Source organism: Streptomyces sp. NPDC050164, assembly GCF_044459945.1.
GTDB lineage: Bacteria > Actinomycetota > Actinomycetes > Streptomycetales > Streptomycetaceae > Streptomyces > Streptomyces coeruleorubidus_A.
On the sequence record NZ_JBITJK010000031.1, the window covers coordinates 59,411 to 79,234 of the forward strand.

Annotated in this window: 23 protein-coding genes and 4 pseudogenes; 19 read left to right on the plus strand and 8 right to left on the minus strand. The window is 69.0% G+C overall.

Going from position 1 to position 19,824, the window contains the following annotated elements; genetic code table 11:
- Window positions 1-402 precede the first annotated feature (402 nt).
- Complete coding sequence (locus ACIBNA_RS32000; protein ID WP_399168670.1) at window positions 403-3,192, plus strand: hypothetical protein; 2,790 nt, start codon at window positions 403-405, stop codon at window positions 3,190-3,192.
- A 102-nt stretch (window positions 3,193-3,294) separates the two neighbouring features.
- Here the strand turns inward: ACIBNA_RS32000 and ACIBNA_RS32005 are convergent, their stop codons facing one another.
- The gene (locus ACIBNA_RS32005; protein ID WP_399168717.1) at window positions 3,295-4,194 is read right to left on the minus strand and encodes a LysR family transcriptional regulator; all 900 of its coding nucleotides are present in this window, start codon (window positions 4,192-4,194) and stop codon (window positions 3,295-3,297) included.
- Window positions 4,195-4,273: 79 nt separating this feature from the next.
- On the opposite strand from ACIBNA_RS32005, the gene ACIBNA_RS32010 reads away from it, so the two are divergent.
- The 4 genes and pseudogenes from ACIBNA_RS32010 to ACIBNA_RS32025 all read left to right on the plus strand — a co-directional run.
- Window positions 4,274-5,278 (plus strand): EamA family transporter, encoded by a 1,005-nt coding sequence (locus ACIBNA_RS32010; protein WP_399168671.1) that lies wholly within the window; start codon window positions 4,274-4,276, stop codon window positions 5,276-5,278.
- Window positions 5,279-5,289: 11 nt separating this feature from the next.
- Entirely contained in the window at window positions 5,290-5,967 is a 678-nt protein-coding gene (locus tag ACIBNA_RS32015; RefSeq protein ID WP_399168672.1) for an NAD(P)-dependent oxidoreductase, read from the plus strand.
- A 219-nt stretch (window positions 5,968-6,186) separates the two neighbouring features.
- Window positions 6,187-6,567, plus strand: a complete 381-nt coding sequence (locus ACIBNA_RS32020; RefSeq protein WP_399168673.1) for a DUF317 domain-containing protein — start codon at window positions 6,187-6,189, stop codon at window positions 6,565-6,567.
- 549 nt (window positions 6,568-7,116) lie between these two features.
- Window positions 7,117-7,462, plus strand: a pseudogene (locus ACIBNA_RS32025) (PadR family transcriptional regulator); the annotation flags it as partial.
- Between the two features lie 188 nt (window positions 7,463-7,650).
- Here ACIBNA_RS32025 and ACIBNA_RS32030 read toward each other — a convergent pair.
- Complete coding sequence (locus tag ACIBNA_RS32030; protein WP_399168674.1) at window positions 7,651-7,920, minus strand: hypothetical protein; 270 nt, start codon at window positions 7,918-7,920, stop codon at window positions 7,651-7,653.
- A 217-nt stretch (window positions 7,921-8,137) separates the two neighbouring features.
- Window positions 8,138-9,181, minus strand: coding sequence for a fatty acid desaturase family protein (locus ACIBNA_RS32035; protein ID WP_399168675.1), 1,044 nt, complete (start codon window positions 9,179-9,181; stop codon window positions 8,138-8,140).
- 380 nt (window positions 9,182-9,561) lie between these two features.
- Between ACIBNA_RS32035 and ACIBNA_RS32040 the strand changes: the two genes are divergently transcribed.
- Window positions 9,562-9,723, plus strand: a complete 162-nt coding sequence (locus tag ACIBNA_RS32040; RefSeq protein ID WP_399168676.1) for a hypothetical protein — start codon at window positions 9,562-9,564, stop codon at window positions 9,721-9,723.
- 134 nt (window positions 9,724-9,857) lie between these two features.
- Here the strand turns inward: ACIBNA_RS32040 and ACIBNA_RS32045 are convergent, their stop codons facing one another.
- Complete coding sequence (locus ACIBNA_RS32045; protein WP_399168677.1) at window positions 9,858-10,625, minus strand: hypothetical protein; 768 nt, start codon at window positions 10,623-10,625, stop codon at window positions 9,858-9,860.
- A 216-nt stretch (window positions 10,626-10,841) separates the two neighbouring features.
- Between ACIBNA_RS32045 and ACIBNA_RS32050 the strand changes: the two genes are divergently transcribed.
- The 8 genes from ACIBNA_RS32050 (at window position 10,842) to ACIBNA_RS32085 (ending at window position 14,957) form a co-directional block, all read left to right on the plus strand.
- Window positions 10,842-11,273 (plus strand): Asp23/Gls24 family envelope stress response protein, encoded by a 432-nt coding sequence (locus ACIBNA_RS32050; protein ID WP_399168718.1) that lies wholly within the window; start codon window positions 10,842-10,844, stop codon window positions 11,271-11,273.
- Window positions 11,274-11,311: 38 nt separating this feature from the next.
- Window positions 11,312-11,539 (plus strand): hypothetical protein, encoded by a 228-nt coding sequence (locus ACIBNA_RS32055; RefSeq protein ID WP_055539113.1) that lies wholly within the window; start codon window positions 11,312-11,314, stop codon window positions 11,537-11,539.
- Entirely contained in the window at window positions 11,536-11,982 is a 447-nt protein-coding gene (locus tag ACIBNA_RS32060) for an Asp23/Gls24 family envelope stress response protein (RefSeq protein WP_399168678.1), read from the plus strand. The genes ACIBNA_RS32055 and ACIBNA_RS32060 overlap by 4 nt, the downstream gene beginning before the upstream one ends.
- The gene (locus tag ACIBNA_RS32065) at window positions 11,979-12,668 is read left to right on the plus strand and encodes a DUF6286 domain-containing protein (RefSeq protein ID WP_399168679.1); all 690 of its coding nucleotides are present in this window, start codon (window positions 11,979-11,981) and stop codon (window positions 12,666-12,668) included. The genes ACIBNA_RS32060 and ACIBNA_RS32065 overlap by 4 nt, the downstream gene beginning before the upstream one ends.
- Window positions 12,669-12,679: 11 nt before the next feature.
- Complete coding sequence (gene amaP / locus ACIBNA_RS32070) at window positions 12,680-13,273, plus strand: alkaline shock response membrane anchor protein AmaP (protein ID WP_399168680.1); 594 nt, start codon at window positions 12,680-12,682, stop codon at window positions 13,271-13,273.
- Window positions 13,274-13,436: 163 nt separating this feature from the next.
- A complete protein-coding gene (locus ACIBNA_RS32075) occupies window positions 13,437-13,607 on the plus strand; it encodes a hypothetical protein (RefSeq protein WP_399168681.1) in 171 nt (56 codons plus the stop codon).
- Between the two features lie 63 nt (window positions 13,608-13,670).
- Window positions 13,671-14,528: a site-specific integrase gene (locus ACIBNA_RS32080; RefSeq protein ID WP_399168682.1), complete on the plus strand. Its 858-nt coding sequence runs from the start codon at window positions 13,671-13,673 to the stop codon at window positions 14,526-14,528.
- Between the two features lie 117 nt (window positions 14,529-14,645).
- Window positions 14,646-14,957: a nuclear transport factor 2 family protein gene (locus ACIBNA_RS32085; RefSeq protein WP_399168683.1), complete on the plus strand. Its 312-nt coding sequence runs from the start codon at window positions 14,646-14,648 to the stop codon at window positions 14,955-14,957.
- Between the two features lie 285 nt (window positions 14,958-15,242).
- On the opposite strand, the pseudogene ACIBNA_RS32090 reads toward ACIBNA_RS32085, so the two are convergent.
- Window positions 15,243-15,365 (minus strand): annotated as a pseudogene (locus tag ACIBNA_RS32090) (aldo/keto reductase); the annotation flags it as partial.
- Window positions 15,366-15,467: 102 nt separating this feature from the next.
- Between ACIBNA_RS32090 and ACIBNA_RS32095 the strand changes: the two are divergent.
- Window positions 15,468-15,710, plus strand: a complete 243-nt coding sequence (locus ACIBNA_RS32095; RefSeq protein WP_399168684.1) for a hypothetical protein — start codon at window positions 15,468-15,470, stop codon at window positions 15,708-15,710.
- Window positions 15,711-15,746: 36 nt separating this feature from the next.
- Here ACIBNA_RS32095 and ACIBNA_RS32100 read toward each other — a convergent pair whose 3' ends face one another.
- On the minus strand, window positions 15,747-16,178 hold the full coding sequence (locus tag ACIBNA_RS32100; protein ID WP_399168685.1) for a winged helix-turn-helix transcriptional regulator: 432 nt from the start codon (window positions 16,176-16,178) through the stop codon (window positions 15,747-15,749).
- A 169-nt stretch (window positions 16,179-16,347) separates the two neighbouring features.
- Between ACIBNA_RS32100 and ACIBNA_RS32105 the strand changes: the two are divergent.
- Window positions 16,348-17,204 (plus strand): annotated as a pseudogene (locus tag ACIBNA_RS32105) (SDR family oxidoreductase).
- 223 nt (window positions 17,205-17,427) lie between these two features.
- Here the strand turns inward: ACIBNA_RS32105 and ACIBNA_RS32110 are convergent.
- Window positions 17,428-17,769: a hypothetical protein gene (locus tag ACIBNA_RS32110; protein WP_399168686.1), complete on the minus strand. Its 342-nt coding sequence runs from the start codon at window positions 17,767-17,769 to the stop codon at window positions 17,428-17,430.
- 3 nt (window positions 17,770-17,772) lie between these two features.
- Window positions 17,773-18,294, minus strand: coding sequence for a GNAT family N-acetyltransferase (locus ACIBNA_RS32115; protein ID WP_399168719.1), 522 nt, complete (start codon window positions 18,292-18,294; stop codon window positions 17,773-17,775).
- Window positions 18,295-18,350: 56 nt separating this feature from the next.
- On the opposite strand from ACIBNA_RS32115, the pseudogene ACIBNA_RS32120 reads away from it, so the two are divergent.
- From ACIBNA_RS32120 to ACIBNA_RS32130, 3 genes and pseudogenes are all read left to right on the plus strand, one after another.
- A pseudogene (locus ACIBNA_RS32120) lies at window positions 18,351-18,611 on the plus strand (tyrosine-type recombinase/integrase); the annotation flags it as partial.
- 244 nt (window positions 18,612-18,855) lie between these two features.
- Complete coding sequence (locus tag ACIBNA_RS32125; RefSeq protein ID WP_399168687.1) at window positions 18,856-19,122, plus strand: DUF6959 family protein; 267 nt, start codon at window positions 18,856-18,858, stop codon at window positions 19,120-19,122.
- A 350-nt stretch (window positions 19,123-19,472) separates the two neighbouring features.
- Window positions 19,473-19,823: a hypothetical protein gene (locus ACIBNA_RS32130; protein ID WP_399168688.1), complete on the plus strand. Its 351-nt coding sequence runs from the start codon at window positions 19,473-19,475 to the stop codon at window positions 19,821-19,823.
- Window position 19,824 lies beyond the last annotated feature (1 nt).

Here is a 19,824-nt window from a genome sequence, read left to right on the forward strand (position 1 = left end):
GCCCCGCTCGGGTGTTGGGGTCAGGACGGGTTGGTCTGAGAGTGCCTCGGCCGGATGCGTTTTTCAGAGTGACCCCCGGGGTCGCTGAAAAACGCATCCGACCTCGATGATCGTCCCCTCGGTGACATTCGGTAAGCCCGCTGCTCAGGTTCTGGTCCCATGCTCAGTCACACCCCGATTCTCTCGATTCTCCCTCTCCTCGGTCCCCCCGCACCTGAGTAGTCGCGTGGCCCGGAGCGGCCCGTGAACGGGGCCGGTCCGCCGTGGCCACAGCCGTTCCCCGGTGCGAGCCGCACCGCCCACCGCCGCCCGGCCACCGGGCTCCGGTGGCCGCCGAGCGCCCGGGAGCAGTGCTGTCCAGCTCCGTCCGGCGTGGCATCCGACGACAAGGAGAAACGAGACGTGATGCGTATCCCGCGCGTGATGGCCGCTGTGGCGGCGGCCTTCGCGGTGGCGTGGGGATGGCCGGGCACAGTGCAGGCCTCCCCCGACCCGGAGCCCCAGAGGCCGTCCGCCGACGCCTCACCGCACCTTCCCGACGGCTGGAGGATCACCGGCTCGGGCGGGACGCAGAAGCTGGAGTGGCGCTCACCCGACCGGGTGCCGATGGGCGATGCCCGGATCGAGTTCCGCAGCGGGAACCGGCTCCTGGGGCATCCTGCGGCTGCCGCGGACGGGCGCGTCTTCCGGCTTCCGCTGGACGGGGTACGTCTCGGACAGGCGCGGGATCTGAGGGTCGAGGCCGCGGGACGGCGGCTGGACGCGGAGGGAACGGACGCCGGGCGCGGACACAGCTTCCAAGGCCCTTCGACCCCGTCGCCTCTGACGGGAACCCTGCCTGTGAACCCTGTGCACAAGATCGATCCCGGTGTCGCCGGCACGTTCCGTACCGTCCAGGGCGAGTACTCCCTGCCGTCGGTGCGCCTGCCGGGGCTGGACACACGGGTGGAGATGAAGGCCGTGGTCGTGGCGCCGGCCGGCGCCACGGGCCGCCGGCCGTTGGCGCTGTTCCTGCACGGCCGCCATGACACCTGCTTCGACACGGAAGGAACGCTGACCGCGGACTGGCCGTGCGGCACCGGCCAGAAGCCGGTGCCGAGTTACCGCGGTCACCTGCACGACCAGAAGCTGCTGGCTTCCCAGGGTTATGTGACGGTGTCGGTCTCGGCCAACGGCATCAACGCCCAGGACGCGATGAGGGCGGACGGCGGCGCAGCGTTGCGGTCGTCCCTGATACGGCTGCACCTGGGGCACTGGGCGGACTGGGCCGCCGACCCGTCCAAGGCGCCGGCGGCCGTGCGCAAGGCGCCCCGAGCCGACCTGGGACGTGTGCTGCTGGTGGGGCACTCGCGAGGCGGTGAGGCCGTCAACCAGGCCACTTTGGACAGCCTGTACCCGCCGCCCGCCGCGCGGGACGGCTACCGGGGCCGCGTCCGCTGGACGATACGCGGCACCGTCCTGGTAGCCCCCTCCGCCCTGGCCCAGAACCCCGTCCCCGACGTGCCGTCCATGACGATCCTGCCGGGCTGCGACGGCGACATGCCCAATCTGCAGGGCGAGACGTACGTCGACGGCACGCGTGGTGTCAGCCGCGGCACGGCACTGCACAGCGCGGTCTACATGGTCGGCGCGAACCACAACTACTTCAACACCGAGTGGACTCCCGGCCAGGCCGCGGCCCCCGCCGAGGACGACGTCACCTACTCCGGCGACCACGACGACCGGTTGTGCTCGAAGGGCGCCAAGACGCGTCTGACCGCCAAGCAGCAGCAGAAGGCGGGATCGACCTACATCGCCGCCGCGGCCCGGCTGTTCGTCGCCCGGGACGACCGGGCCCGCCCGCTGATCGACGGCTCAGGCGTGCGCGCCGCCTCCGCCGGGCCCGCCCGGGTCTACACCCACGCCGTCGGCGCCGGGCGCAGCGGAGCCTTCCTGCCGGACACCTCCGCCACGGTCGGCGGCGGCAGACTGTGCGCCCAGGTGGACACGGATCCGGCCGCCTCCTGCCTGCCGTCCCGCCTCCAGCAGGCCTCGCCGCACTTCGCCCTCTGGGAGACACAGAAGGAGCCCGGCCGCTCCGCGCTGGCCATGCGCTGGACCAAGTCCGGCGCCGCCACCCGGCTCAGCCCCGCTCGCCCGGTCTCCCTGTCCGGCGCCAAGGCGCTGACCCTGCGGGTGATCGTGCCGCCCAACACCACCGGCACCCGGCTGGACGTGTCACTCTCCGACGCGTCCGGCAAGCGGGCCACTCTCGGCCGCGTCCGCGTCGACGGCCTGCCCGGCACCAGCCTGACGTCCTCGTACTGGGCGCGCGAAGTCCGCGTACCGCTGTCCGCCGCGGCCAGGGCCGGACTCGACCTGGCACACGTCAAGACCCTCCACCTCACCCCCCGCACCTCGTCCGGACAGGCGTGGCTGATGGACGCCTGGGGCTGGCGCCCCGGCACCCCTGCGGTCAAGCCGGCTCAGCTGGCCCGCGTGGACGTCGGCCGTACGACCGTCAAGGAGGGCGGCCCCGGCACGCGCACCTATCAGGTGCCGGTGACGGTCTCCGGCAAGGGCAGCGGCCAGGTCCGGGTGTTCGTGGACGAGTCGGGACACAAGTACCCGGTCGTGCGCACGGTGACGGTCCGCCCGGGCACCCCCGTCAACGTACGGATGACGGTGAAGGGCGACGACCGCTACGAGGACGAGGTCGACCGGCCGGTGTTCGTCAAGTCGATCCACGGCGCGGTGGTCGGCTCCCATCGCGGCAAGATCATCGTGAAGAACGACGACCCCAAGCCCACCATGCGGGTGACACCGGTCGCCGACCGCGTCACCGAGGGCAAGCAACTGGTCTGGCGGATCAGCCTGTCCGCGGCAGCCGACGAAACCCTGTACGGAGATCTGTGGATCCTGCCCGTCCGCCGTGGCGCCGAGCTGTCCACCAAGGATGTCCCTCCCTCGTGGCTGAAGGAGAACTTCGACGTCTCACCCAGTCCGCAGCGGGCGCTGTCGCGGATGCCGGACGAACCTCGTCTGTCGTTCGAGATTCCCGCGGGCAGCCGGAGCGTCGACGTGAAGGTGCCCACCATCGCCGACCGGGTGACCGAGCCGGTGGAGTCCCTTCGGCTGCGGCTGAACACGGCCGACGGCGACAAGGAGGTCAAGGGGTCGGAGGTCACCGGCACGGTACGGGACGCGACATGACGCGGCTCAACGGCCCGTCGGCGTCGTACGGCTGACCCCGTTGTGACGTCAACGACGGCAGACGCGAGAAGTTGATGCCACCCGTGATGAAACCGTTGCGGGTCAGGACACTGTTGACGGCGGCCCGACCCCGAGGATGTCGAGCATCGCTCGGGTGGCAGGGCTGGGGTTGAAGCGGCTCCACGCCAGGTACTCGATGCGATGCGGTCCGTCGACCACCGGGACGAGCGCCAGTTCGGGGTCGTCGGTGGCCCGCGGCCGGATGAACGCCGACGGCAGCAGCGCGATGCCTAGCCCGCGGGCGATCAGCCGGGTGATCAGCTCGACGACGCCGGCTTCGTACGCGACGTCGCGGACCAGGCCCGCGGCGGCGAACGCCTGATCGGACTGGGCCCGGGCGGGCGTCCCGCTCACGAAGTCCACGAACGTCTCTTCGGCGATCTCCCGCAGCGTGACCTGGGAAACGCCCGCCAGTCGGTGCCCGGCCGGCACCACCAGCACGTGCTCGTCGTGAGCGAGAACAACGCACTCCACACCGGAAGGCCGTTCGCTCTCCGGCATGCCGAGGAAGGCGATGTCCAGGTCGCCGTTCCGGACCGCCGCCGCCAGTTCATCGCTGCGTCCGGAACGGAGGGCGACGTGGACGTCCGGGTGCTGGGCGCGGTACCGCTGCAGCAGCTCCGGTACGTCGACGGCAGCCGTCGTCACGATCACGCCGACGGCGAGTCGGCCGCGTACCACGCCGGTAGCGGCGGCGGCGTCGGCAGCCGCGCGGTCGGCGGCGGCCAGGCACTCGCGTGCGCCGGCGACGAACGCCGCTCCCGCAGGGGTCAGCTCGACGCGGCGGCTGGACCGGGCGAACAGCTTGACTCCGAGTTCCCGCTCCAGGCCGGCGATCCGGTGACTGAGCGACGACTGCACCACGAAGCAGCGCTCGGCGGCGCGGGTGAAGTTACGGGTTTCGGCCACGGCGACGACGTAGCGCATCTGCTGGAGATCCACGCGGTCATCGTTCTGGTTCATGGCTGCGATGACAAGCATGTGTTGGACTCATGACGGGCTGGTTCTGAGACTTCATCACATGCATACCTCGACCGAGCGGGCACCGGACTCGCCGCGAATCCCGTACGCGCAGCAGGTGGTCACCGTCGCACTGACCGCACTCGCCCCCGCGTCCTGGGGCACCACGTACGTCGTCACCACGGAACTGCTCCCGCCCGGGCATCCGCTGTTCGCCGGGATGCTGCGCGCCCTGCCCGGCGGGCTGCTCGCGCTGGCCATCACCCGTGTGCTCCCGCGCGGGGATTGGTGGTGGAAGGCCACCGTCCTCGGCGCGCTCAACATCGGTGCCTTGTACCCCCTCTTGTTCGTGGCGGCCGAGCGACTCCCTGGCGGTGTCGCCGCCACTCTCGGTGCCACCCAGCCGCTGATGGTCGCCGGGCTGGCCGTCGCGCTGCTCCACGACCGGCCGACGGTCTGGCGATTGACCTGGGGCGTGCTCGGCGCGGTCGGTGTCGGACTCGTCGTACTGGGGCCGCGGGCCCGGCTGGACGCCGTCGGGGTCGTCGCCGGCCTCGGTGGTACGGCCGCCATGGCCGCCGGGATCGTCCTCACCAAGCGGTGGGGCCTTCCCGCGGGTGTCGGTCCACTGACCCTGACCGGTTGGCAACTGACGGCGGGCGGCCTCCTCTTGCTCCCGCTCGCCCTCGCGATCGAGGGGGCGCCGCCGCGCATCGACACCGGAGCCGCCGGCGGATACCTGTGGCTCGGCAGCGTGGGTGGGCTGATCGCGTCCACGCTGTGGTTCCGCGGTATCGGAAAGCTGCCGGTCGGCGCCTTTGCACCGCTGGTGCTGCTGTCCCCACTGGTCGCGGCCGTCATCGGCATCGCGCTGGGCGAGTCACTGAGCCTGCTGCAGACCTCTGGCTTCGTCCTCGCCCTGGCCGCGTTGCTCGCGGCGCAGCTCAATGTCCCGAACCTGTCGGGCCGCGTGGCGCGCCGCGGGCTGGCAGAAGCACAAATCCGAGAAGACCAAATCCGAGAAGACCAGATGCACGACGATCACATACGAGAAGGACGGATCTGATGAAGACAAGCATGACGATCGCTGTACTGGGCGCCACCGGGATGGTCGGCAGCCGGGTGATCAACGAGGCCAGTGCACGCGGACACCAAGTGATCGCTCTGTCCCGGAAACCCGCGGCTGAGAACCCGAGGAACCCGAACGTGACGCCGATCGCCGTCGACGCGAACGACGCACACGCCATACGCGAGGCGCTGGCAGGCTCCGCCTCCCACGGCGCCGCGGACGCCGTCGTACTGACCGTGCGGACCACGCCGGTCGACGAGGAGTTCCTGGTCGGCGCTACCCGTACGGTGCTGGACATCGCCGCACAACTCGGGATCCGCGTCCTCGTGGTCGGCGGCGCCGGTGTATTGCGCAGCCCCGGCGACCGCGATCTGCTGGTCGCCGACAACCCGGCGTACGTGCCCGCCGAAATCAAGGCCGTCGCCGCCGCCGGAATCGCTCAGCTGCGAACCTGCCAGTCCCATGCCTATACCGATTGCGTCTACCTGAGTCCACCGGCCCTGCTCGAACCCGGCGAACGGACCGGCCGCTATCGGCGCGGCAGCGACACCTTGCTCATCAGCGCCGACGGCCAATCCTGGATCAGCGCCGAGGACCTGGCCGTCGCCGTGGTCGACGAACTCGAGACGCCTGGCCCCGACCCCCTCATCACGGTCGTCCACCGCGCCGAACACCTGTCAGCGTGAACTGGTCAGGATCGCCCAACGGCAGGCCATCGAGCGGACTTTCTGGAAAGTCGCCACTTTGCCCACCCAGGAACGGTCGACAGGATGATGCGGAGGGCTCAGCCGCGGGTCCGCGCCGGAAGGTGCCGATCCGTCGGGACAACGAAGCCCGGCGAGCGGTCCGCTTCGCCACCCGCACCGGGCGGCCGGTCGCCGACCTCCCGCCACACTCTGCTGTACGTGAGCCCGGACGAGCTGTGTGGCGTCGAGTGGATCCTCGCGAGCTCCCCGTTTGAGCTCGGCGGACTGCCCGTCGTACCGCAGCTGAGCGCCCGCTCGCACGCGGACTCCGGGATGTCAGAGTGGAACGCGTACTTCACCCTCGGCGTGCCGCACGAGGCGATCACCGAACTCCTCGTCACGCTCGATGCCCGCGAGGTGATGCCCTGTGCCGACGTCTGGGTGGTCCGGTGCCCTGACCGCCACGGCGGCTGGAGTGATCGGCGGCTTGGTGGGGCTCTGCGCCGTCTTGCCGCTCGCCGTAGCGGCGTCCACCAGGTACTGCCCGGACGCTGGCGACCCCGACTGGGCGGCCTCCGAGGCCAGGCGCCGGCTACGTGAGGCAGTATGCCGTTCGGCGGCGACTGCCGACGCCCGCGCACGGGTCCGCCGCGCCGCCCTGGTGGCGATTGCTGCCGGTGATGCCGCACAGACCACAAGCGCTGCCGACGACCGGACGCCGCCGCCCGGGCTGTGGCTGAGCTGGACGGTTACATTGATGGCGGTGCTGTGCCGTGACCGGGCGCCGCAGTCCGTACTCAACGCCGAGACGCTTTACCAGCGACGGCGACCGAAGAGGGAGCGTCGGACGATCTGTGCTCGGCCAACGCGCAGATCGAGTTCCTGCGGCGGCGGGCGCTCGCGGGCCGGAGGGCTCCAGGCAAGGCCGGGTCACTGCCCTGTCGCGGACGGCCGCCCGGGAGCCCGCCACGGTCCAGGCCACCGGCACCGGCGCAGACACCTGTCGGCCCGGACCCGGTTACCGGAACCCAGCAGTAGACGCGGCAGCAAGCCGTGGAAACCGGCCCCCACCTGCGCGGCCATGCTCCCGTGTGAACTCAGCACTCGATGTATACATGCAGAGTATACACTTCGTGTAGAGTGCTGCGCATGTCCACCAGCCACACACTCCTAGGGCTCCTGGAGTCCGGGCCCCGACCACGGCTGCGACCTCAAGCGGGCCTTCGATGAAGAGTTCGGTCATGACCGGCCACCGCACTACGGCCAGGTCTGCTCGACGATGTCCCGGCTGCTGAAGAACGGCCTCGTCGAAGTCGACGGGATCGAGGCCGGCAGCGGTCCCGAGCGCAAGCGGTACGCCATTACGGAAGCCGGGAACACCGACATGGAGCGGTGGCTGGCTACGCCGGAGAAGCCCGAGCCGTACCTGCAGCCGACGTTCAACGCCGCCGACATCCCCGACAACCAGCGCTCCGAGCACCTGCGCAGCATGCGGACACCCCCTAGGGGCCACGGGGCGATGTTGCGCCCGACGAGCAAGAAAAGATCCCGTCGTCGGCGACGGGGCGTCGGAACGAAGGTGGCGAGCAGCGCGCCACCCGTCAACCAGAGAGTGAATTGAGTGAAAAATCAGACGCCACCTGTGACTGGAACCGGTCAGACGCCTCCAGCAAGTAAAACTTTTCAAGAGGAATCGGAAGACGTCGAAATCCGCAGGTTTTCCATCGGGGTCATCCTTTTCGCGTCGACATGCGTGACACTGATGTCTGAGCTGGTGCTCGCCCTCGTCGGTGCGAGCCTCAAGACGACGGCAATGGCCGCTGTGAGCGCATTCTGCGGCACCTTCGGTCTTGGGTACTTCATCGCCAAGAGGCTTGGATATATTCGAACGAGCACGTAAGACTCGCTCACGTCGGACAGGCGCGTGGCCACCATGGCGACCGGTTCGTTCACCGACAGATCGAATTGAACGCTCGGTGAGCCGAACGGTCCGGAACGGCTGCCATGACGTCGGCCAGCCCCGGGTGGGCCTCGGGGCGTTTCCAGCAGGTGCGCCGGGACCGCTCATGCACCAGCTCCGCACGTCTCATGGTCACCGTTGGTCTGCTGGTCGTATCCGGTGCGTGCCGTCGGCTACCACATCACTGCCGCCGATGGCTGCCGCACGTCCCTAGGCGGGGACGCGGGCGTGCCGGAGCGGTGCTCCGGCCTGATGGAGGCTGGTGAGGGCCTGCTGGTAGGAGGTGATCAGCCCGGTCTCGACGTAGTCCACGCCTAGTTCCTCGCAGTAGCTGCGGACGATGGTCCGGGCCTTGCGCAGGTTGGGGCTGGGCATGCTGGGAAACAGGTGGTGCTCGATCTGATGGTTCAGCCCGCCCAGTGCGATGTCGGTGAACCTGCCGCCGCGCACGTTGCGTGAGGTGAGCACTTGGCGGCGGAGGAAGTCCGGGCGGTCCACGCCTTTCAGGATCGGCATGCTCTTGTGGTTGGGCGCGAAGAGAGAGCCGAGGTAGACGCCGAACAGGCACTGGTGGACGGCGAGGAAGGCGATCGCCATGCCGGGCGGCAGCAGCCAGAGCAGGACGGTCAGGTAGACCGCGAAGTGCGCGAACAGCAGGGTGCCGTCGAGCGTTCGGTGCTTGAGTGAGCGATTGGCCAGCGCCTTCACGCTGGACACGTGCAGGTTGAAGCCCTCCAGCGTGAGGAGCGGGAAGAACAGGAACGCCTGCCAGCGGCCGATCAGGCGGGGGAGCCCTTTGGCGGCCCGGGCCTGGTCCTGGGACCAGACCAGCAGGTTGGGGTCGAGGTCGGGGTCGAGTTCCTCATGGTTGGGGTTGGCGTGGTGGCGGGTGTGTTTGTCCTGCCACCACCCGTATCCCATCCCGATAGCGGCACCGGCGATCCGTCCGGACACCTCGCTGGCCCGGCGTCGGCGGAACACCTGACGGTGTGCCGCGTCATGGGCGAGCAGGGCGACCTGACCGAAGACCACGGCCAGGAAGACGGCGACTGCCAGCGTCCACCAACTGTCGCCGATGAGTGCGACGGCGGCCCACCCACTGAAGTAGAGGCCGGCCACCACTGTGATCCGCAGTGCGTAATAGCCGGGACGGCGTCCCAGCAGGCCGGCATCAGCGATCTTTCTCGACAATGGGGCGAAGTCACTGCCCGACGTCTCCGAGGGCGGGGGGTGGACCATGATGTTTCTGCTCATGATGGTGAAACTCTCTCCCCGGGATGCAGATGGCTCGCCGCCGCCCCGGGAGCCGCTGAGACCGGACCGCAGGTAGGGATCCGCTGCCCCCTGAGGGAAGCGCATCGCGCGACCTTGGAGCAAGGACGACGTCTGCTTCGAGCGCAGGCCCTCTATCTGAGTGCGAGTTCCCTGCCAGGCAGGTCTCACACCGTGACAGGACAGGCAGGGCTTCTGGAGCGGTCCGCGCGCCTTCATGGCAGAACCGAGGCCGGACCGTGGGTGGGCCGGACCCCAGCGAGGCGGGCACCGGCGAGAGCGGTAAACTAGTTGATTTATCCAGAAATATTGCGATAGATGGCCGGAAGGAGTCAGAGTCGGAGGGGGGACAGGAGGCGACCGTGACCGTCCTCGCGATGTTTCTTCTCATCATCGGGACCATCTTGATTCTGCTTGGGACGCTCCTGGGCATCGTCGGGGCAGTCGTGATCCTCATGGGGGTCACTCTGATTGCCATTGCGGCCTTCCTGCTGATCCGGAGAGCGCTGAGGCCTCGACAGTAGAAATGGCAAGGCCGAGGCGGGTGTCTGTGTGTTCGGGCCAAGCGGTGGCCGCGGTGTGGTCTGCGCCGAGGGTGAGGCCGCAGAAGCGGCACCGGCATCGGGCCCAGCGCGTCGAGCCTGCCGTTGACGGCTGGCTAGGCTGCGGTTTCTGTGATGAGGACGGCGACGGTCACCGGGCCCGGGGTATCACTGGTGGCTTCGCTGGCTACCGCTGCCCGGACGGCGCGGGCGACTTCCAGTGGATGGTGTCCGGAGGCGACCGCGAGATGGACCTCGATGTGTCGGCCGGGTGGATCGTCATGGTTCTCCACCTTGACCGGGCGGCTTCCCAGCACGGTGGTGAGGCGGGCGACGCCCGGAACGGCCGCTGCGACGTCGGCCAGCTCACCGATGGGCCCCCGCATGGATCCTGTTCCGGTGGCCGGGGCCGAGCTTCGCGCGGCTGCGGCTTCCGGCGGGGGCCTCATGGCCTTCTCCGCGGTCCGCGACTTCACGCCTGTCTCCGGGCCCTCATGGAGATCGGTGACGCGCAGGTCAGCTGTCACGGTGGCCAGGCCGAGCCGTTCGATGGCCGCGTTGAGCAGTGTGCTCCTCAACTGGTCCGTGGTCTCGGGCAGTGGAAGCCCGAGGGATGCTCTGAAGGCGGCTTCGATCCTGAGCGGGCCGGGTGGTAGCGCGCTGGCCGGGGGACGGACGGCTGGCTCGGATACGGGCTCGAGCGGTGCCGACCCGATGCGCAGGGTCTCCATCCGGACAGTGGGAATCTCAGCGGCCGCGCGCCCGAGGGCCCGGACAGCCGCTTGCTCGGTGATCCATGTCCCGTCGTCGGGGCCGCCGAGCGGGAGCAGCCGGCCCAGGTTGAGCTGGTGCCGTACTGCCTGCGTCCACGCCTCGGTTTTCACCGGCCTCTCACCCTCCCTCTTCCACGGCCGCGGTTCTCTTCCTGCCGCACTGCGCCCGGAGTGTCCGCGAGGGCTCCGGGCAGGGACGCTCGGGCCACTCGTTGGACCACTCCGCCTCACAGCACACATATCGAGTAAAACGCCCTAACAAGAATATAATCTGAACGAAGGGTGCAAAGTGGGCTTCTTGAGGGAGGGATGACCTCGATGACCTCGATGACAGAGAACACCGGCGTAAGGCATGGCGGTGCGCCCGGTTCTCGCGGTCGGACGACCATCGCCGATGTGGTGGTGGAGAAGATCGCCGGAATGGCGGCACGGGACGTACGTGGCGTCTATGCCCTGGGCGGCGGGTTCGCGCGCTCGATGGGAGCCATGCGGGAGCGGATGCCCGGTACCGGTAGTGGCAAGTCCGTCACACGGGGGGTCAGTGTCGAGGTCGGCGAGCTGCAGGCGGCCATCGATCTGGAGATCGTCGTCGACTACGGCATCTCGATCACGGACGTGGCCGGTGCGGTGCGGGAGAACGTGATCTCCGCAGTGGAGCGGATGGCGGGCCGGGAAGTCGTGGAAGTCAACATCATGGTCAGCGACGTGAAGCTGCCCGACGAGGAGGACGAAGGGGAGGAGCGGCAGCGGATCCAGTAGCCGGGGCGGAGCAGCCCACGTGAACGAAGGAGCGCGTGATGAGCAGGGCCGTAGTGGGCTTGATGGCCGGAATGGCGCTGGGTTTCGCCGCGTATTTCGGTGACTTCTGGGCCTTTCTGCTGGTGCTGGGGCTGGGTGTCGTCGGTCTCGTGGTCGGGCGGTTCATGGAAGGTGATCTCGAACCGGGTGACTTCGTCCGCCGCCGAGACCGGCAGGAGCGGATCCGCGATGACCGGCGGCGGGCTCGGGGAGACTGGCGGCAGTGACCGGTGAAGCCGACCGGCGCCCGGGTGTCCCCCGTGGGGAGCGCGGTGCGATCACCGTCGCCGACCGGGTCGTTGCGAAGATCGCTTCCCAGGCGGCGCGCGAGGCGCTGAGCCGGTTCACCGAGTCGACCGGCCACGTGCCACCCGGCCGCCGGACGCCACACGTGACCACAGCCGTACGGCGGGCACCGGAGCGGAACCCCGCAGGGCCGGACGCCGAGTCTGCCGACAGGCGGCAGGCGGTGCTCGGCGAGGCACGGATGCGCATCACCGTGGAGCTCGGCTATCCGTCCGACATCGGGGCGCAGTGCGCCGCGGTGCGCCGGGAGGTCACCGAACAGCTCAGGACATGGGCCGGCATGGAGGTGTCCGACCTCGTGGTGTCGGTCGAGAGGCTGCACTCGGTGCACGCGCGGCACGCGGACCAGGAGAGGGTGAGATGAGCGCGAACACCTGGCGGCAGCCGACCGGTGACAACAACCTTCCCCCCGAACCCGGACAGGCAGCTCCGTCCGCCGATGACCCGACGGGGACGGGGACGGGCGCGACGGCGGCGACCGACAAGACAGGCCGGTCGGCGCGCCGTTTCTGGTCAGCGCGGCGGATTCCCGCGGCCCTTGTGGCCCTGCTGTCCGCCGCGGCCATTGGCTTGCTCCTGTACGACGTGGTCTCGGTCCGGGCAGGCCGGTCTGCGATGCGCTGGCGGCGGCGGCTCGCCGAGGAACTGGCCACACGGCCCCTGGATGACATCTGGATGATCGTCGGGGCCGCACTGGCGATGGCCCTCGGCCTGTGGCTCTTCCTGCTGGCGGTGTCGCCGGGACTGCGCAGGCTGCTGCCCATGCGGCAGCCCACCGGCATCCCCAGGACCGAGGGGGTCCACGCCGGGCTCGACCGCCGCGCGGCCGCCCTGGTTCTGCGCGACCGGGCCATGCGGGTGCCCGGTGTCCAGTCGGCACAGGTCGCTGTCGGCCGCCGGAAGGTCAAAGCCCGGGCACGGGCACATTTCCGCGATCTCCAGGAGGTCCGCGCGGACCTGGACGCCACGCTGGGCGAAGCCGTGACGTCCTTGCGTCTCGCCCGGCAACCCACGCTGACCGTGCGCGTCCGGCGCCCGAAGAAGGACTGAGGCGATTCCTGATGCTCAAGACAGTGAACCGGGTGCTACTGGGGCTTCTCGGCCTCGGACTGTTCGCCCTGGGCGGCGGCGTACTGCTGGGCGGGCTGGATCTGCAACGCCACTGGGGTTTCGGCATACCGGGCTGGTGGCCCTTCCGCGGGCCGGACGATGTGCTGCTGGGCGCCGAAGGACGCACCCGGTGGCGGGACGAGGGCTGGTGGTGGCCGACCATCATCGCGACGCTCGCCGTGCTGCTGGCCCTGCTGCTGTGGTGGCTCCTCGCGCAACGCAGACACCGCCTGGCCCACGTCCTCGTCAACAGCGAAGATGGCGCGGCTGCCCGACTCAACGGCCGCACGCTGGAGGACGCCATCGAGGAAGAGGCGCAAGCCCTCGACGGGGTCTCGCGGGCCCATGTACGGCTGACGGGCCGAAGTACAGCTCCCACCGCACGCGTGCGGCTGCTGCTGGAGCCTCACGCGGATCCAGCGCGGACCCTGGGACACCTGAGCCGGGAAACGCTCGCACACGCACGAGACTCGGCCGGCCTGGACCACCTCCCCTCGAAGGTCCGACTCCGGGAAGTCCGCCACCGCGCCCAACGCACCGCCTGAGATCCCCTGGGCCGAAGCGGACGCCGCCACTGCTTGGTAGCGGCCTGTGTGCAGGGGCCGTCACGTACCACTCCAAGGCCTACTCGAAACCGAGCACAGTCACACGTGTCCCGCCGTATTCGAGAGGCCACGCAGAGCCCGCGCGATTCCGAGGCATCCCGTCATGGTCCTCTTCCTGACCCTGCTCATCGCCGGGATCGTTCTGGTCGCCATCGGCGCGGCCGTCGACGGCATGCTCTACATGTTGTCCGTCGGCGTACTACTCCTCATCGCCGATCTGCTCTACTTGGCGGCCCGCTCCATGTGGCGCTCCCCTCGGCGCCCGGTCCGCTGAAGGCCCGGCCACGGCGGCGGACACAAGTGCCGCCGGAGTGTGCGGCCGTTCGGGAGTGTCACAGTGCTCGGCAGCAGTGCTCCGGTGATGGTCTGGACACCGGAGCACACCGGCCTCTTCCTCGACCACATCGCGGAGGACCGCCTGTACCCGCTGTTCCACCTGATCGCGTTCCGCGGACTGCGACGGGGCGAGGCGTGCGGGCAGAAGTGGACCGACACCAACCTGGACGCCGGTCTCATCACCGTTGCCGAGCAACTCGTCGTGGAGGGCTGGGAGGTGTACGCGGACGACCCCAAGACCGACGCCGGTGCGCGCACCATTGCGCTGGGCTCCGACACGGTCCAGGCCCTCAAGCGGCACCGCGCCCAGCAGAACAAGGACCGTAAGGAGTGGGAGAGCGCCTGGGTGGAGACCGGCCGCGTCTTCACGAAGGAGAACGGCGAGATGCTCCACCCCGCCAACGTCACACGGCGATTCATCGAGCTGTACGAGGAGATCGACCTCCCGCCGGTCCGGCTCCACGACCTCCGCCACGGTGCCGCGACGCTCGCCCACGCGGCCGGGGCAGACCTGAAGGACATCCAGGAGATGCTCGGCCACTCCTCGATCACCATCACAGCTGACACGTACCGAGCCTGCTTCCCGAAGCGGGCCTGGCGATTGCCGAGGCCGCAGCCCGGCTCGTTCCGCGCGCCCGCGCCACCTCTGAAAACACCGCCCCCGAGGCGGAGGCCGAGCCCGACGACGCGGAGCATTCCGGCCCGGAGTCCGTGCCGGATGATGCTGATCCGTTGGGAGGAGTTTCGGAGATCAACTCTCCGTCCGCTCACGCACCGCTCACGCAAACGGCCCCGGACGAGGGGTCCGAGGCCGAGTAGGAGCCCTCCCTGGGGGACAAACCCCAGGGCAGAGCGGTAACGCGTTGTGCCCCCGGCAGGATTCGAACCTGCGACACCCGCTTTAGGAGTGGGATCGCGTCCTTGCCGGGTGGTACTCCGCCCGCCTCAGCTACCAGAAGGCCGTCACCGTACGCCTGTGACCGCCATCGACAAGTACGTCGCCCCCGAATACCACCAGCACAACCCGAACAGCGCCGACGGGATGGAGGGTCTCAAGGCCGGGCTGGGGGCGTACTTCGCAGCGTTCCCGAAGCTGACGGTCACGCCCCAGCGGATCACCGCGGAGGGTGACCTGGTTGCCGTTCACAGTCACTTTGTGAATGCGCCGGGGGAGCGGGGTATGGCAGTTGTCGATCTGCTCCGGGTCCGAGGCGGGAAGATCGTCGAGCACTGGGATGTGTTCCAGGCCGTGCCGGAGACGTCGGCGAACAACAACACCATGTTCTGAACGGGGTTGGGGCGTCCCCGCCCCCTCTCCGATCACCGCACCTCGTGCCTTGTGTGGGGCGTCGGCCTCGGCCGTCAGTCGCCGTAGCTGTCGCCCACACCTCACGCCTCAGACGTGCCATCACACGCCGGTTCTTGCCCCCATACCGCGTGGCGCTGATCAGGCAGAACAGCCTCGATGGCGTCTTCGTCGCGCTCGGCCGCGCGGCGGGCGGGACGCCTTGGCCGAAAGACCGGGCGGCCTGGAAGCGGATCTGCTCGCGGCGGGCCCGGCTCTGAGGTGTCAGCCCGCCGCCTTGGACGTGTCGAAGAAGTTGATGCCCGCGTCGAGCGCCGCGTCCATGATCGCGTAACTGTCGGCCTCATCGGCCTGCGGGCCGAAGAAGGACGTCTGGCCGACCGCAAACAGACCGTGGTGGCCTCCGGCGCCTGGATCGTCTTCGAAGACGAGTCCGGCCACGCCCTGAGGCCGCCCGTGCGGCGCACCTGGTCACCGCGCGGCACCACCCCCGTGATCACCATCCGCCCCCTGGCTGCCTACGCTCCCGATCTCAACCCGGTCGAGCGCCTGGGGTCCCTCATCAAACGCGGAGACCTGGCCAACCTCGCCGTGACCGACGTCGATCACCTCTCCCGAGCGGTTCGAAGATCCCTCCGCCGCGTGCAGCATCGCCCCGAGGCCCTTGACGGGCTCCTCGCGCAGGCCGGGCTTCAGCTCTCCGGGCAGATAGCCGTCCCTGGCATCACCCGTTGAAGATCAGGAGTCGCGCTGTCCCGCCGCCGCTGTCGACTACTCGGAGGGTTCAGAGGGCGCGGGTTGGCGTGCGGCGTCGTAGCGTTGCTGGGCCACGGTGACCTGCGGTAGCGCGCTTTCCAGTAGCTCGATCACGTCGATCAGCCGGTCGGCGACCTGGGCGCCCAGTGGGGTGAGGCTGTACTCCACGCGCGGCGGGATGGCGCTGTGCTCGTGGCGGTTGACCATGCCGTCGCGTTCCAGGGCGTGCAGGGTCTGCGACAGCATCTTCTCGCTGACCCCATCGACGCGGCGCCGTAGCGCGTTGAAGCGGTAGGGACCTTCCCGTAGCGCCGCCAGAGCGAGGGCGCCCCACTTGCTGGCGATGTGCTCCAGGACCGGCCGGGAGGCGCAGGCGCGGAAGAAGACGTTGGCGGCCCACTGGGCGGTGTCGTCGCCGTCGGAGGGGGTGGGGCTGGGCACGCTCATGCCGGCCAGTCTAGTCCATCCACAACGAACAAGTAAGCACTAGGGAATGGTTAGCACTTTCCAATGGTTAGTACTTTCATGTGGGTGGGTGGCGTCGGGATGGCGTCGCCACACCAGCCCGTAGTGGGGGACGGGAACGGCCCGTCCCCCTGCCCACCGAAGGATTCGCATGATCACCGTCACCGGAGCCACCGGCCACCTCGGCCGACTCGTCATCGAGGACCTGCTCGCCCGCGGCGTCGCCGCGGGCGACATCGTCGCCGCGGTCCGCACGCCCGACAAGGCCGGCGACCTCGCCGACCGGGGCGTGATCGTACGCGAGGCCGACTACACCCGCCCGGAGACACTCACCACCGCGTTCGCCGGGACCCACCGCCTGCTGCTCGTCTCCAGCGACGACATTGGACTGCGCGTGCAGCAGCACCTCAACGCCATCGACGCCGCGGTCAAGGCCGGAGTCGGCCTCGTCGCCTACACCAGCCTCCTGGGTGCCGACACCTCCGGCATGATCCTGGCCGCCGAACACGTGGCCACCGAGCAGGCCCTGGCCGAGTCCGGCCTACCCCACACCCTGCTGCGCAACGGCTGGTACGTGGAGAACTACACCAGCATGCTGTCCATCGCCCTGGAGCACGGCGCACTGGTGCGCAGCACCGGCCAAGGACGCGTCTCCGGGACGGCCCGTGCCGACTACGCCGGCGCCGCCGCCGCTGTACTGACCGGAGAAGGCCACGCCGGCGCCGTCTACGAACTGGCCGGCGACACCGCCTTCACCCTGACCGAACTGGCCGCGATCATCAGCGACATCAGCGGCCCACCGTCACCTACCAGGACCTGCCACCCGAGCAGTTCGCCGCGATGCTGGTGGGCGTGGGCGTACCCGACGGGATCGCCAAGGCCCTGGCCGACTCCGACCTGGCCGTCAAGCGCGGCGCGCTGTACAGCGACAGCACCGACCTCACGCGCCTGCTGGGCCGCCCCACCACGACGCCAACCGAGGTCGTACGCGCCGCCCTGGCCTCCTGAGAGCCTGTCGGGTGGCTGATCATGTGCGAAGTGTGACGGCCGGGATCTGCCCTCCCGACATGGCGACGGCCCCGGAATGATCACGTGGTGTGTGCCAGTGCGACAACTGAGGACCCGCCCGGAGGGCGTCCGGGGGTCCGGGGGCAGTGCCCCAGTTACGGGAAGGGGCGGGACAGGGGAACATCCGCCCCGCACCGGGGACCGATACGCCGGACTGCGCTCATCACCGCCGCTGGGACAGGTCAGATCGACGTACGAGAGGCGACCTGATGGCGTTCCTTCTGGACGACCTCATGCACGACACCGGGATCGCCCGGCCGAGGCGGAAGTAGTCTCGGCGGGGCTGGGTTCCAGTGCCTTCGCCGGTAGCCTTGCTCCAGTAGTACTCGAAGCCCTGCTCGTGATCCGAGTACACGAGCTCGGAGTCGTCGTCAGCGAAGCCGCGGAGATCCCGTTCGACATCATTGACGAAGTACTGCAGTGTGGCGTCTTCCTGGCCCTTCGCCCTGAGGAGCGGATGGAGAGCAGCTTGGATGCCTTCGTCAGATGGGGTGGAGCTGACCACCAGTCAGCGGATAGCGCGGATCATCACGGTGAGGACCGGCGAGGCCGGTGACGGCTGGCGCTGTCCGATGTCCTTGTATCCCCACACCTTGTAGAGTGCGTGGACCTTTCCGTCCCCGGCGGCCGGGTTGACCATGAGCGTGACGTACGGCTCGTTGCGGGTGGCGAGTAGGGCGTCGTGGATGCGGCGGGCGGTGCCGGTCTTCCGCCAGGTCGGCCGGACGCCGATCTCCTTCAGGGCCACGGCCGAGCGCTCGGTGTACTTCTCCGCCGGCGTCGGGCTGGTGCGTTGCCAGTACCGGTCGCCGTGCTCGATGGTGTTGCCGTAGGCGTAGCCGACCGGATGCCCGTCCGCGTAGGCGAGGACGGCTGTGAACCCCGGCTCGGTGCCGTGCCGGTCCAGGCGTTCACCGAACGCCGTGACGGCGTAGTTCGGCAGGTGGAGGAGCGGGGCGCGCACATCGGCGTACACGTCGAGGAGATCGCCGCGGACGGTGTCGAGGGTGGTGAACGTGCGCAGTTCGATGGCGGGCGCCGTGCGGACTTGCGGTACCCCACCCCCTACCGCGAGATGGGCCGTTGGCCCGGAAGGCGGCTGGCGTCACGGCCGAGCTGCACTTTCACGACCTGCGCCACACGGGCAACACTCTGGCCTCCACGGCCGGGGCCAGCACGCGGGAGCTGATGACGCGGATGGGGCACAGCAACTCCCGGACGGCGCTGATCTATCAGCACATGACCAGCGACCGGGACCGTGCCATCGCGGATCGGCTCGGGGCCATGATCCGGGACGGCGGGGGAGTGGCCTCAGGTTCCCCCGGAGAGGACGCCGAGCGGACGTAGTGGCACGCGTGTGGCACGGCGCCTGAAACGGCTAAGGGCCAGCCCGGGAGGAAACCCCTCCTGAGCTGGCCCTTCTGGCTGTGCCCCCGGCAGGATTCGAACCTGCGACACCCGCTTTAGGAGTTCGGTCGGGCGGCTCTCGTACGGCTGTCCCAGTCTTGCCGGTTTGGCGTGTGTGATCGCTCAAGGCCGCCTGGTTCCACAGTCGTTGATGTCATCTGGTGATGTCAGGTTGGATGGTCCGATGGAGCGCATAGAGGCCGAGCTGTTCACGGATGGCAGCAACGACGCAGTGGTTCGCCTCCCCGGCCGACGGTTCCCCGGGGTTTTGGTGCAGGGCGACTCCCTTCACATCCTCCGCAGTGACGTGGCCGAGGTGGTGGAGGCATGCGAGCGAGGCAACCTGGAGGAGGCTCGGGACTCCGCTGGCCTACTTCTCGCAAACCTGGATGCTCTGCTGGCGCGGTACGAGGCTGCGTTGGGCGAGCACGACATTCCGCGGCCGTACTGAGCTACCGGGCCATCAGCTTGGGAAGCTGCGATCATTTGAGGCTGGGCTTGGGCGGTGACCTGGGCGAACGGTCATGGCGCAGCACCATTGGGCTTGACCGCGTTCACCGTGATTCCCCGCTGTTCCCCGCCCGATCTGGTGCGCTTGTGGTGCGAACCGCACAGTGGCAGAGGCCGTACTCGTTGGGGCGCGTTGTCAATGCTCATGCGCAACTGAGACGGCAGCGATCACGGTCGGTCCACCCGCTGGTCCCTCGACGAGAGCGTCAGAATGCTGCGCCAATGGAGCGATGGTGCCAACACCTGTCGGGTCACGTAGCGAAGAAACTAACGAAACGGCCCCTCCGGGGCATGTCGACCAGCAAGACTGTGGGCATGAACAGCGAGCAGCCCGACGCAGAAGTGCCCGTCATCACCGTGGACTACGGCGTCGATGACGGCGAGAAGTCTGTGTTCTCCCGCACCCGGACGGCGGTAACCCACGTCACTCGAATCAGCACCGACGTCCTCGCCCGAGGCGTCGCTGATCTCTGCCAGTATGTCGGCGGGGTCTTCGACCAGGCATCCACCGCCTCTGACACACTCGAACTGACCGGCCTGGAAGTCCATGTTCAGGTCACTGGCAAGGGGGAGGTGCGGTTGGTAGGTGCCACCTCCGCCGAGATCAACGGGGGCATGAAACTGATTTTCCAGCGTCGGTAGG

Bases quoted from the DNA above. Each gene is read 5' to 3' on its own strand.
- ACIBNA_RS32010 (WP_399168671.1), top strand. From the start codon at position 4,274: ATGCATACCTCGACCGAGCGGGCACCGGACTCGCCGCGAATCCCGTAC.
- ACIBNA_RS32015 (WP_399168672.1), top strand. From the start codon at position 5,290: ATGACGATCGCTGTACTGGGCGCCACCGGGATGGTCGGCAGCCGGGTG.
- ACIBNA_RS32035 (WP_399168675.1), bottom strand. From the start codon at position 9,181: ATGAGCAGAAACATCATGGTCCACCCCCCGCCCTCGGAGACGTCGGGC.
- ACIBNA_RS32050 (WP_399168718.1), top strand. From the start codon at position 10,842: ATGACAGAGAACACCGGCGTAAGGCATGGCGGTGCGCCCGGTTCTCGC.
- ACIBNA_RS32055 (WP_055539113.1), top strand. From the start codon at position 11,312: ATGAGCAGGGCCGTAGTGGGCTTGATGGCCGGAATGGCGCTGGGTTTC.
- ACIBNA_RS32065 (WP_399168679.1), top strand. From the start codon at position 11,979: ATGAGCGCGAACACCTGGCGGCAGCCGACCGGTGACAACAACCTTCCC.
- amaP (WP_399168680.1), top strand. From the start codon at position 12,680: ATGCTCAAGACAGTGAACCGGGTGCTACTGGGGCTTCTCGGCCTCGGA.
- ACIBNA_RS32075 (WP_399168681.1), top strand. From the start codon at position 13,437: ATGGTCCTCTTCCTGACCCTGCTCATCGCCGGGATCGTTCTGGTCGCC.
- ACIBNA_RS32100 (WP_399168685.1), bottom strand. From the start codon at position 16,178: ATGAGCGTGCCCAGCCCCACCCCCTCCGACGGCGACGACACCGCCCAG.
- ACIBNA_RS32125 (WP_399168687.1), top strand. From the start codon at position 18,856: ATGGAGCGCATAGAGGCCGAGCTGTTCACGGATGGCAGCAACGACGCA.
- ACIBNA_RS32130 (WP_399168688.1), top strand. From the start codon at position 19,473: ATGTCGACCAGCAAGACTGTGGGCATGAACAGCGAGCAGCCCGACGCA.